The sequence below is a fragment of the Bradyrhizobium sp. Ash2021 genome, from assembly GCF_031202265.1.
GTDB lineage: Bacteria > Pseudomonadota > Alphaproteobacteria > Rhizobiales > Xanthobacteraceae > Bradyrhizobium.
Genome location: NZ_CP100605.1, coordinates 307,966 through 319,846, shown reverse-complemented (window position 1 = coordinate 319,846; position 11,881 = coordinate 307,966). Strand labels below are relative to the sequence as shown.

Annotated in this window: 9 protein-coding genes and 5 pseudogenes; 9 read left to right on the top strand and 5 right to left on the bottom strand. The window is 60.4% G+C overall.

Annotated features, from left to right (window positions below; translation table 11 throughout):
• Window positions 1-691: 691 nt before the first annotated feature.
• Window positions 692-1,867 (bottom strand): aspartate kinase, encoded by a 1,176-nt coding sequence (locus NL528_RS46555; protein WP_309185553.1) that lies wholly within the window; start codon window positions 1,865-1,867, stop codon window positions 692-694.
• A gap of 21 nt (window positions 1,868-1,888) precedes the next feature.
• Window positions 1,889-3,076: an N-acetylglucosamine-6-phosphate deacetylase gene (nagA, locus tag NL528_RS46550; protein ID WP_309185552.1), complete on the bottom strand. Its 1,188-nt coding sequence runs from the start codon at window positions 3,074-3,076 to the stop codon at window positions 1,889-1,891.
• Window positions 3,077-3,196: 120 nt separating this feature from the next.
• Here nagA and NL528_RS46545 point away from each other — a divergent pair, with 120 nt between their 5' ends.
• From NL528_RS46545 to NL528_RS46525, 5 genes and pseudogenes are all read left to right on the top strand, one after another.
• Window positions 3,197-4,120 carry a BadF/BadG/BcrA/BcrD ATPase family protein gene (locus NL528_RS46545; protein WP_309185551.1) on the top strand — a complete coding sequence of 308 codons (924 nt, stop codon included), beginning with the start codon at window positions 3,197-3,199 and terminating at the stop codon, window positions 4,118-4,120.
• Window positions 4,121-4,147: 27 nt separating this feature from the next.
• Entirely contained in the window at window positions 4,148-5,092 is a 945-nt protein-coding gene (locus tag NL528_RS46540) for an N-acetylmuramic acid 6-phosphate etherase (RefSeq protein ID WP_309185550.1), read from the top strand.
• On the top strand, window positions 5,089-6,102 hold the full coding sequence (locus tag NL528_RS46535) for an SIS domain-containing protein (RefSeq protein WP_309185549.1): 1,014 nt from the start codon (window positions 5,089-5,091) through the stop codon (window positions 6,100-6,102). The genes NL528_RS46540 and NL528_RS46535 overlap by 4 nt, the downstream gene beginning before the upstream one ends.
• Before the next feature lie 1,299 nt (window positions 6,103-7,401).
• The gene (locus tag NL528_RS46530; RefSeq protein WP_309185548.1) at window positions 7,402-7,860 is read left to right on the top strand and encodes a hypothetical protein; all 459 of its coding nucleotides are present in this window, start codon (window positions 7,402-7,404) and stop codon (window positions 7,858-7,860) included.
• Between the two features lie 448 nt (window positions 7,861-8,308).
• A pseudogene (locus NL528_RS46525) lies at window positions 8,309-8,608 on the top strand (hypothetical protein); the annotation flags it as partial.
• Between the two features lie 58 nt (window positions 8,609-8,666).
• Here the strand turns inward: NL528_RS46525 and NL528_RS46520 are convergent.
• Both NL528_RS46520 and NL528_RS46515 read right to left on the bottom strand, forming a co-directional pair.
• Window positions 8,667-8,801: pseudogene (locus NL528_RS46520) on the bottom strand (DUF2285 domain-containing protein); the annotation flags it as partial.
• Window positions 8,802-9,149: 348 nt separating this feature from the next.
• Window positions 9,150-9,991, bottom strand: a pseudogene (locus tag NL528_RS46515) (IS5 family transposase).
• Window positions 9,992-10,623: 632 nt separating this feature from the next.
• Here NL528_RS46515 and NL528_RS46510 point away from each other — a divergent pair.
• A pseudogene (locus NL528_RS46510) lies at window positions 10,624-10,716 on the top strand (SOS response-associated peptidase); the annotation flags it as partial.
• A 38-nt stretch (window positions 10,717-10,754) separates the two neighbouring features.
• On the opposite strand, the gene NL528_RS46505 reads toward NL528_RS46510, so the two are convergent.
• Entirely contained in the window at window positions 10,755-11,006 is a 252-nt protein-coding gene (locus NL528_RS46505) for a hypothetical protein (RefSeq protein ID WP_309185547.1), read from the bottom strand.
• 122 nt (window positions 11,007-11,128) lie between these two features.
• Between NL528_RS46505 and NL528_RS46500 the strand changes: the two are divergent.
• The 3 genes and pseudogenes from NL528_RS46500 to NL528_RS46490 all read left to right on the top strand — a co-directional run.
• Window positions 11,129-11,308: pseudogene (locus tag NL528_RS46500) on the top strand (hypothetical protein); the annotation flags it as partial.
• 23 nt (window positions 11,309-11,331) lie between these two features.
• On the top strand, window positions 11,332-11,514 hold the full coding sequence (locus tag NL528_RS46495; protein WP_309185546.1) for a hypothetical protein: 183 nt from the start codon (window positions 11,332-11,334) through the stop codon (window positions 11,512-11,514).
• A 157-nt stretch (window positions 11,515-11,671) separates the two neighbouring features.
• A complete protein-coding gene (locus NL528_RS46490; protein ID WP_309185545.1) occupies window positions 11,672-11,812 on the top strand; it encodes a hypothetical protein in 141 nt (46 codons plus the stop codon).
• The last annotated feature ends 69 nt before the right edge of the window (window positions 11,813-11,881 follow it).

The window sequence follows — 11,881 nt, the reverse complement described above, 5'->3', positions numbered from 1 at the left end:
TCAGGTCACGCGATGCAAAATCCTGAAAAATAGCCAAATCTCGCCCCAACTGCGCAAGTTGGGTTAGATAGCGGGGAGCTTGGTCCCAGCCGCACGTTTCCGTGATCTGATTTGCAATCCATTCTGCGGTCGGATGCGCCATGACGCCAAGCCATAAAATCTGTCGTCGTCCAGCCCCATGATCAATAGGCCATACAGCAACCGAAATGAGGTTGTCGGCACGACGAACAGATCCATCGCGGCGATGCCGTCGGCGTGATTGCGAAGGAAAGGTCGGACGGCGGATCTCTTCGCCTGGTCATATACTCGGCAACGCTGGTCTGGCCGATTTCGATACCGAGCTTGAGCAACTCGCCATGGATCCGCGGCGCCCCCTACAGCGCATTGGCAATGCTCATCTTTCGGATCAGCCGTCGTATTTCGGCCGGAACCGTCGGTCGGCCGAGACGAGATCGTGACTTCCAGCGCCTGTAGGACCTAAACCCGGCACGATGCCAATGGACGACAGTCTCCGGCTTCACAATCGTCAGCACATTGAGCGTACTTGACGCCGTTCGTGCGGGATTGCCCTCAGCGAAGCGGGTTCGATACTAGGATTCGCTGATGGTGTCTATGTGAAGTGGCGCCAATCTCGCGAGGAATCAAACCGTACAGCGGAATCACTGCCTCATCGCTTCCCGCGCACCTGCACTTACTGGATCAGCGCATGCAAGGCCCTGACCGCAGCCTCCCTCCTCTCTACCGGCACAAACAGGCTCACCGAATGCGGCGACAGAACGTATTGGTCAGCGACAATCCCGTGCCGTTGCAGAACCCGCAAGGCCCGCAATGGCAGGTCCGACGAAACCCCGCCGAAGCAAGTCAGACTCACCGAGCTTGAGGTCTCGCGCTGCTTGCGCAAACCCTGGCTGCGTTCCAGTGTGCGCAACAGAGCGTCGAGCCATTCCGAATCGCAAGCCACGGTCATCCTGGTTTTTCCGGCGCTGAAGGACGAGGCAAGGAGCTGGGGCCAGGACAGGCCGTTTTGCTTGAGATGCTGCGCGAATTTCTCAAAGCCCCGATTGAGATCGGTGGAATCGATTTCCACATGCTCAATGCGAGCTATCGAGTTGACGGCCAAAACCTTTCCGCTTTCCATACCTGCAACCTCTTTCATCACTTGCGTACTGTGTTCGACGCCACCCCATTTTTTCACAACCAAAGGCACGTCTTGGTTTTGCGCCAGCTCTACGCTGCGAAAATGCAGGACCGTCGCACCCCAGAAGCACATTTCGGATAGCGATGCGAAATCCAGCTGACGCAAGGGTTTTGCATCCGGCACGATGCGCGGATCGGCCGAGCAAATTCCGTCGACCTCCTTGATGATTTCACAGCACTCGGCTTTTAACGCCGCGGCCATGGCGACCGCCGTGGTGTCGCTGCCGCCCCGGCCAAGCGTGGTGATTTCCCTGGTCGCCGGATTTACGCCCTGAAATCCCGCCAGCACCACAATGCGTCCACGATCGAGTTCCTCGCGCACGCGAACCGGTCGCACATCCAGAATGCGTGCGGCGGAATGGGACTGATCGGTCATCACGCCGGCCTGGCTGCCGGTGAAGCTGATCGCGGGCACGCCGAGATCGGAGAGCGCCATGCTCATCAGCGACATGCTGATGCGCTCACCCGTCGTCAACAACATGTCGAGTTCGCGGCGATTGGGATGCGGGCTGACCTGATAGGCCATCTCGATCAGTTGGTCGGTGGTCTTGCCCATGGCGGAGACGATCGCCACGACGCGATAACCGCGGCCGTGCAACTCGGCGAGACGGCTCGCCACCGCGCGGATTCGTGCCGGTGTTTCAAGACAGGCACCGCCATATTTCTGCACGATGATGGGATGGTGGCGCATCTAACCTCGGTGCGAAACCCCGCTCGCCTCGCCTGTTGCACTGACACTTTGGCCAGCAATCCATGTGCCGACAACTTCAAAGTTCGCCTTGAAGGCGACGAGGTCAGCGCGGTACCCGGGCGCAATCCGTCCAAGCTCGGATCCCAGGTCCAGAAATACGGCCGGCGTCCGGGAGGCCATGATGAGAGCGTCGACAAGGGGGACTTCGAGAAGCGCAACGGCGTTGCGCACGGCCTCGATCATGGTGAGGTGAGCGCCGGCGAGCGTGCCATCGGGGCCGGTCAGGCGATTTTCCCGCAAGGTGATCTGCCTGCCATGCAGCATGAATTGCCGGTCGCTGGTGCCCACCAGGGGCATGGCATCGGTGATCAGCATCAGCCGATCGCGTCCCTTGCAGCGGAAGGCAATCCGCAAACCGGTGGCGTCCACGTGGATGCCGTCGCAGATGATCCCGGCGAATAGCCGGTCGTCCTGCAGGGCTGCGCCCACCAAGCCCGGCTCGCGCGCGCTCAGCTGCGACATGGCATTGTAGAGATGGGTGACGCCGGACACACCGAGATTGGCCGCATGCTCCATTTCGGCAGCCGTCGCCTCGCTATGGCCGGCCGAGATACGCAATCCGGCGGCGAGCAATTCCTCGATCATGGACGCGGGCATGCATTCCGGGGCCAACGTCACAACGGAGCTGCCGCAGCTCCCGAAACGCCTGATGGCGGCGAGATCGCGGTCGGTGGGCAGGCGTATCTCGGACTCCGAATGAATGCCCTTGCGTAAGCGGTTGAGTGCCGGCCCTTCCAGATGAAAGCCGAGCACGCCGGGAATCTTAAGGCATGCCTGAGCAACTGCGGCCAACTGCTCGATGACCTCGCTTCGATCGGTGATGAGTGTCGGCAGGCAGCCCGTGGTCCCCGCCTTGCGGTGCGCCTCGACGGTGCGCCGGACGCCGGCCTCCGTTGGCTGGTCGTTGAGAAGAACGCCGCCGCCTCCGTTCACCTGAATGTCGATGAATCCGGGCGCCAGAATCGCATCTGCCGGAAGCCGGATTGACGCACGCGCGTCCGCCTCGCCGAAGGTGACGCTTTCAATCCGACCGTTGGAAATGCTGACTGACCCCGGCCCGCGCATCGCGGTTCCATCAAAGACCTGCGGCGCGACGATCGTGAGGTCGGAAGGCCAGGAGTGGTCCATCAGCATTCATCCGAGAGGTGGGAGTCACGTGCTCGTGAGACGAGTGCAGTACAGGAGACCCCATATGTTCTTTATTGGGCGTTGAGAGGACCCCGAATGAAGCCCTCGCGTTAACTTTCGATGGGAACAAAAGGTACCACATATCTCGGAATTGACGGGGGCGGAACCAGCTGCCGTGCCCGGATTGAAGACGAGAATGGCCGGCTGCTCGGTGAAGCGAGCTCGGGTCCTGCCACGACGCGGATCGGCGTCGAAAAGGCCTGGCGGTCCATCATGGAGGCCACGGAGGCCGCCGCCGCACAGGCCGGCCTCGCGCGGGAAGATTTTGCGCGGATGCACGCCGGAATTGGCGTTGCCGGTCTGGGTCGGCGCGGCGCGGAACCGGCGCTCAACAGGATCGCGCATCCCTTTGCGTCCATTGTCTTCATCAGCGACGGCATGGCGGCTTGTCTCGGCGCCCACAGCGGCGCGGACGGGGCCATCGTCGTCGCCGGCACCGGCTCGGTCGGCGTCGGCCTGATCGGCGGCCGCGAAATCCGTCTTGCCGGCTACGGCTTTCCGGTCTCGGACGAAGGCAGCGGCGCCGACATCGGTCTGCAGGTGGTTCGGCTGGCGCTGCGGGCCGCCGATCGCCGCGGCGAAATGACGCCGTTGCTTTCGGAGGTGCTCGAGGCGTTTGATCACGATCCCTATCAGGCGGTGGCCTGGTCCGAAGAAGCAAGAGCCGGCGACTATGCCGCTTTGGCGCCCATCGTGATGCGGCACGCCCATCAGGGCGATCCGGTCGGGCGCCGCGTTGTCGAACGCGCCGCCGATGCCATCGGCGATCTGCTCGACCTGTTCCTGGCGAGGGGAATTGAGCGGCTCTCGCTGGTGGGCGGGCTGTCGGATGCGATTACTCCCTGGCTGACGCCGGACCTGCGCGCGCGCCTGAAGCGTCCTCATGCGGACGCGGCGGCCGGCGCGTTGCTGGTCGCGCGGCGGCGGTTTGTCTTGCCCAAAAGGGAAATCGATCGCGAACCGGCGCCCAAGTTTGGCGTATAACGGGGCCATCGGAACTGGATCACGGACATGGCTACCGAAGACGTCGACCCCCGCTTTGCCGGTCTTGACGGATGGTCGCTGGCTTCCGCCATGGAAGCGATGTGGGAGGGCCAGCTTGCGGCCGTCAGCTCGATCGGCCACGCGCTTCCGGCGATCACGGCGGCCACGGAAGCGGCCAGGGCCACGCTCGGCGATCGCGGCCGCATTGTGTATGTCGGCGCCGGCACGTCGGGCCGGGTTGCCGTACAGGACGGCGCCGAGCTGATGCCGACCTTCGCCTGGCCCAACGAGCGGGTCCACTTTATCGTCGCCGGCGGCGATAGCGCGTTTGTCACCAGCATTGAGGGCGCCGAGGACGATATCGACGATGCGGTCCGCCAGGTCGATACCGCAAAACTCACGCCGCAAGACGTGGTGATCGCCGTCGCCGCCAGCGGGACAACGCCATTCACGGTGGCGGCGCTGCAGCAGGCTGGAGCCTCCGGTGCGGTGACGATCGGTGTCGCCAACAATCCCCGCACGGTCCTGCTGACATCGGCCAAGTACCCGGTGTTGATCGAGACCGGCCGCGAGCTGATCGCCGGCTCCACGCGGATGAAAGCGGGCACGGCGCAGAAGGTCGTGCTCAACCTGATCTCCTCGGGCATTATGCTGCGGCTCGGGCGGGTCTATCGCGGCATGATGGTGAACATGCAGCCGAGCAATGCCAAGCTGAAGCGGCGCGCGGAAGCCATGGTTGCGCAAATCGCGCACTGCGATCCCTCGCATGCCGCGCGTGCACTTGATCAGGCGGGAGGAGACATCAAGACCGCCGTCCTGCTGGCGTTGGGCGTCGACCCGGCCGAGGCGGAGGCCGTTCTGAAAAGATGCGAGGGCAACCTTCGCCGCGTCTTTGCCGATCTCGCGGGCGACCATCGCCAACATCTCAAGGGAGCAGCGCCGCGCGGCCGGCGTGGAGTGGTTGAACCGTGACGACATCAGCGATGGCGAACGAGATCGCGGAAGGCGCTGATGTCGTCGCGCGGATCGTTGGTAACCGCGCCGCCACGCGTGAAATTGCCCAGCGACTTGGAATCGGCTCCGCGCCGCTGTGCGTGCTGTGCGGCCGAGGAAGTTCCGGGCATGTCGGCGTTTTCTTGAGGTACCTTGTCGAGACGCGGCTTCGCCTGCCCGTTTCGGCCAGCGCGCCCTCCGTCATCACGGCATTTCGTACGCCCTTAAAACTTCGCAATGCGCTGTTCATCGTCATCTCGCAATCCGGTCGCAGCCCGGATCTTGTCGCGGCGACGAGATCAGCGCGCGCCGCGGGCGCCCGGACCATCGCCATCGTCAATGCGACGGCTTCGCCGGTCGCGGCAGAAGCGGAGTTCGTCATCCCGGTCGAAGCGGGCGCCGAGCACTCCGTCGCGGCGACAAAAACCGTGATCGGCTCGATGGCCGCAGGGTGCGAGCTTATTGCAGAACTCGCCGACGACGACGCGCTGAGGTCGGCGGTTGAGCGACTGCCCGAGCGCCTGAACCGCGCCCTTGCGCTGGATTGGTCGCGGATATCAGACGATCTTGCCGAGGCGTCCGCCGTGTTCGTGGCCGCGCGGGGCTTGGGGCTGGGATCGGCCCGGGAGATCGCTTTAAAACTTTCCGAAATCCTCCGCTTGCCGGCGACGGGTCTTTCCGCCGCCGAGCTGCAGCATGGTCCGCGCGCCGCGTTATCGTGGAGGACGCCGGTTATCATGATGCGCCTCATGGATGAAACGGCTGCCACGATGGACGCGCTGGCACGCGAGCTGCGCGAGCAAAACATCGCTCTGCATTTGTGTGGCGGACCGCACGGCTCGCTGCCGTGGCTCCGGGAAGACGATCCCGCCACTGACCCGATCACGATGCTCGTCCCGGCCTATCGGATGATCGAACAGACGGCGCGCGTTTGCGGATTTGACCCGGATCGTCCCCCTCGCCTGAGCAAGATTACCGAGACGTTCTGACAATCGCGAACTAGGACAGCCGTTTCCACTCCCGCGAGGCGGGTTCGCCACTATCGCTACAGTAGTGGCCAATACCAGCTGCTGGAAGGTGCGACCGACATCAAGATGCTCAGCGAAGATCCACGACTGCTCGACCACGACTGGCTGTGCGAGAGCATTTTTCGGAAAAGGTATGGAGAGGATCGCCTCCGGCGTCGGATCGCGCTACGTCAGAAACAAGGTACACCGCTATGGGGCATGGATCCCAAACGCCCCGCCAGAAAGCGAGGCGCCTCTTAACGAAGGGGCTGAAATCAGCGCTTTCTTACAACGCGACCGCTTTCCAGTGAACCCGCGTTTCCAATTTCGCGGCGAAGGTCGTTGCTTCAGCAGGTCGGACCAAAGAGAAAGAGTTAGTAGCGAGAGAGCGCTACCTACGTTCCCCCCGACAGCCTTCCGCTGAATTTATGGTATCGGTGGCCTAAAGTCATGGGAACTCTCCCTCTCCCCTTGTGGGAGAGGGGAATGCCGCAAACGACGAGTTTTTATTTCATAAAATCAACTACTTGCCTCATTCCGCCAAGTGCGGCGTCCCTACAATGTCCCGAACAGTTTCCGAGCGTAGGTGCCACTCTCTACGCCGCTGCTTGAACCCTCGGCGCAAGCCTGGGGGATGCCGGTCCTTGCGGGGCAGCTTGTGAATAGCCGGGAGAGACGCCAGCACCCTTCGGTTTATCACCCTGCATTGTGCCACCGTGAGCGCTCCCGATTCGCAATGATGGGCCAGTAAATGCTCCTTTATCATTCGGCAATTTTTTCAGGGGACTACCCCGGCACGGCTTTTAAGGCCGCAGCAGCGGCATGGCAGTACGAAAAGGCATCTGGTGTCTTTCGAGGCACCCGCGACGAATTGCATGCCGAAAATGAACGTATCCGGTTGGAGCGCGGTCATGCGCCCTCTCAGAACTACTATAGCGACGGGCATCCTATATTCTTCGACATGGAGATCATGATACGCGCAACAACCGAACAACGTGCTCGTCAAGCCGTCGTTCTCCTATGTTCAGCAATCGACATTTTGCACGGCAGCGCGATGGGATACTTCGACCCGATGGAGGACATTCAAATTCGTCTCAGTGGAGCGAAGCAAAATGTGCCATCGTTCTTCTCAACAAGCGGGATCACCGCAGCGTGCCGGTTTGCCGCACTTGTGAGCAGGGCCTCCCTGTCCTACGCGATCCACAAGCTCGCTACAGCTATCGCTCGGCGGGCGCACATCATATGGATATGCACCCGCGCTACTCGCCGCACGAGTTCAGAGTGCAGAAAGAACCGCTTGCTCACGTCCGCATCGCCAATGCGGTCACGCTGGCGTACTCGGCCATCGAAGAGATGCAGCTTGAACTGCGCGCCAGCCGAGAGAACCCGTCTAGGCTCAAGGATGGCTCGTGGAATCCTGTCGTGCTCAACGAACTCAAACAACGACTCCGGAAAGCTAAAATCGATATCAATGACCCGTTTATATGGACTATTAGGGGTCCAAAGACTCGTATCGAGCGTTCGCGGCAGATTCCTTCTATCGGCAAGGCGAAATGGACTTACGGTCTGGTCCGGGACCGTAAGGTCTCGATTGTCGACGCTTTAGCCTATGCGAGTTGGCTTCGCAGTACTACCACCACGCGCCGTTTCACGAAAGCGAGTGCGAGCCTAACCGTCTGCGACGCATACAACGTGCAGCTTCTGGCACGACGGCTGCTGATGGAACGCTTCGGTGAATGAAGCGGGTCACCCAACGGCAGCAAATCCGGAGCGCGAGCAAGTTTACGTCTTTCTGCAACTGTTCGTGCCGTTCGCGCGTCAAGTCATGCGCTTGCGGCTAGCACTAGCCTAAGACCGGATAAGGGCAATATCATCACTGAGATGACGCGGTCGCTGTGGACCGACGAGCTAAGCGCGCTCTCCATCGGACGCGCTCATCGCGCAGGATCGTCACGTCAGGGCCAGCCGCATTGCCATGATTAAAATTCTTCGCAATCGTGCAGTTTTATGACCTACACCGATCCGAACTGGTCAGCTGCGAATGCAGACTGCGTTGACGCTGGCGATCAGATGGGCGAACAGTGCGCGCTCACTATCCACACCCACGACGCCCAGTAGCCCGCCCGCGTATCGATCCCCAACGGATTGATAATTTGCACGGCCACCGCCGCTACGCTTTCATTGCGGCATGGGCACCAAATCACGAGAGACTATCTACGGCGGCTCGGTCCGGGCATCGGCTGAGCGGGCGGCGAAAGCGCGCAAGGAAGCGGATCGGCTTGCCTGCGAAGCCTGGAACGCGTGGATGCTGGGCTTCCAAGGTCCGGCCCAACCGTCCCCGGCACTGGGCGACGCTCTGAACGCTGGTTATAGGTATCTTGAGGTGAAGTGCCTCGGGTGCGACACGCATCAAACGGTCGCGCTAGACATTGTGCGCCGCCCGAAGTCGACGCCGATCCATGAGCTGGAACGGTACATGCGTTGCAAGGGCGCGGCCGGGGCTCAATTTACATTGAGCTAAAGTATCCTCTGCGCAGAGCCGATGGTCATAAGTTGCGCGAGGCGCCGCCTCGCAGCAGATGGCGATAACCTTGCTCCGTCATCCATCTGGCGCGCGATAGGTGGCTTTCGAAGGCTCGCCGCGCGCGGTCGGCGTCGCGGTCGGGGTCAATGTGCAGGACGAAGAGCACCTTTTGCTGCGCCAGTAACTTCCGCGCGGCAACTGCTTAGATATGCCATTTGTACTTACTCTCTTCCCTTACTTGCCGCGCTATCCCGTCGCGGCCCCCACACCCACATTTATCCCTTCGTACAATGAGGACTAAACGTTGAGCCGACGCACAGTTGGAATGCCCGAGGCCGATGAATTGAAAGACATGACGCGGTTGCTAGCGAGCTTATGGGAAGCCGCGCAACTGCTTCCTGAGGGATCAGAGCGGCAGGATGCGTTCAGACAGATCGGTAGCTTCCATAGGCGGGTGGCGGCATTAATTAGACGCGTCCTCTAGGCCCTAAGAGTCTGTCCGGGATCATGCTGTTTTTTGACAGAGCTTTCTGAGCATGAGGCGGATTGAGGCAAGGCGCAAGAACGCCAAGGCCTTTCGGTTGAGACACTCCCAATCCTTGGCCAAGCGGCGGCAGCGATTGAGCCAGGCGATGGTGCGCTCGACGATCCATCGCTTGGGCAAGACCGCAAAGCCCTTTGCTGTATCGGAACGCTTGACGATTTCCACGTCGATTTGCCGGAGGATTTTGCGAACGGCGGACTGAAAGATCGGCCCCTGGTAGCCGCCGTCGGCATAGAGCTTCAGCAGGAATGGATGCAGGCCAAACAGAGTGGCCATCACCAACACCCCGCCGTCTCGATCCTGGATGTCCGCCGAATGTACAAGGGCGTGGAGCAATAAGCCCTGGGTATCGACTAGGATGTGGCGCTTCTTGCCCTTGATCTTCTTTCCCGCATCGTAGCCATGCGGGTCAATCCACGCCCCCCTTTTTCCGCGCTCTTGACGCTTTGACTGTCGATGATGGCGGCGCTCGGGCTGGGTTCTCGGTTGGCCAACTCCCGACATTGTACATAGAGCGCGTGATGGATGCGATCGAGCGTGCCGTCCCAAGTCCACAAGTCAAAATAACCGTGCACCGTGCTGCGCGGCGGCAGATCCTTCGGGATCGCTCGCCATTGGCAACCGCTGCTCAGCACATACATCAGACCATTGACCACTTCACGCACATCCACCGTGCGCTTGTTGCCGCCTCGCTTGGCTGACGCAATCAGCGGCTCCACAAACGCCCATTCCTCATCGGTCAAATCGCTGGGATAGCGTAGCCGGCTGCGGTCGTAACGACCGCGGTTCTCTTTCGTCCACATCGGCGCTCCTTCAGATTCGGACCGCCTCCCTTGAATCACAAATGATTCCGATGATTCAACATGTTTTCGGACAGACACTAAGGATGTCGTGTCGGGCTGTGCGGTGGCTACCGATCCAACTCGCGCCGGAAGATTGCGATTTGGAAGTTGGCGAAGTTGATAAGATCGGGATTATTCCATTGGTTTTTCTATGCCGCCGAAGACTGGGGATTTGGTACAATGCCTGGGCCGATGAGCCGATCTTGATTTGTCCGACGCACTGGAGGATCTGGCGCGCGCCAACAAGTTGGTAAGTTGATTTTTGCGGACGCGCCCTTTTTGAGGAAGTGGAACCACGTTATGAGGACAGCGCTTTGCTTCGCTATGTTGCTCATTCCTACGATTGCGCTCGCTCAAGACGCAACACCAGCAAAGCGACCGACCGTCAGCGCGAAGCCGTTCGTTCAGGCGAAGCCGAGGGCGCCCGTTGGTTGCAAGCTCGTCGGAACGGTCAAGGGAACGAAGCTCTGGGCAGGCGAATGCGCGGCGGCGCCGGAGCTAAGAACAGGTACGCCATCCGAAGAGTCTAGTCCGTCGGTCCCCGACGCGGCGGGCGGAGCCACTCCGAAGGATCAACAGTAACGCCGCAATTCATGTGCAACCTCTACAGCATCACCACCAACCAAGAAGCCATCCGCGCCCTTTTCTGCGTGATCAACCGCTACGTCGGCAACCTGCCGCCGATGCTGCAAGGCGTACGAGGCACCGCAAGCGACTAGGCCGGTCAATACACGGGGTCGCGCTTGGGCTCCTGAGCGGCCATTCGAGCTAGTACCAGCGCCTCCTCCGCCGCAACCCGGAAATCCCGAGCCGCTTTCAACGGGCGCCTGATGTTTGGGTCTTCCGAACTGCTGTCGAAAGTAATCAACCTCATGCAGTGTGGGCACTGGGTCTGATAGCCCTGTTTCAGTCGTTGCGCCCGGTCGTTGAACATCTTGCGGCAGTTTGAACAGACAATCTTTATGCGATCAGTCATGGAAATCCTCCTTGGCTCACGATGCTGTTCAGTCCTTATCTTCCGACTAATTCACCGCCTCGATTTCGGACATCCGCGTTAACTAGGGAGACACTTAGTTTCACCAAGGTGGGTAACAGCCGCTGCCGGTGATCCTGACCACCGATGAGGAGCGCGACGTTTGGATGCGCGCGCCTTGGGATGAGGCGAAGGCGCTGCAGCGGCCGTTGCCGGATGACGCGCTGAAGATCGTTGGGCGGGGCGCGGACAAGGAAGACAAGGCGGCGGCATCGGAGCAATATATTCGCAGTAGAATTGAATAGCTGTCATGTCATAGTATCGAGTTATGACCTCTGAGCAATCCAAAAAGCTGAAAATCGGCCAGCGTGTCGCATGGCATGACAGCGAAACTGATCTCGGCACGGTCGAGGCTATCGACTGGTCTGGTGTGAAAATCGTATGGGCCAACGGCAAAGAGCAATTTCTTCATCACAATAATATGGGCGAAATAAAAACGGCTACCCCATGACTGATCAGGTTATCGTCAGGCAATGAATAGGAAAAGAAGGTCCGACGATGCTTGCGCGCATCGGGCTCATGCGCGGCTTGCACCGAAATGTTAAGCGTGTGTTCGATACGTCGCGCAAGGAAACGCATTGGGGAAAGCGGAAGTTAAAGCGGGATCAATGACCGAGCACGACAACATTCTCATTCGCATGGCATTGCGCGAAGGTGGCAAGATCATCGGCAAATATCTTCAGCCGGGAGCGCGCGATCGAACGAACGATCAATCGGCTGATTGCCGTGCTGGAATACGCCGGAACTAGCAGCGGCCTTAGAGCGGGTCGACAAGCCCGGCGACTTGTAGGAATTTCCGGGCGGTTAAACTACTGACA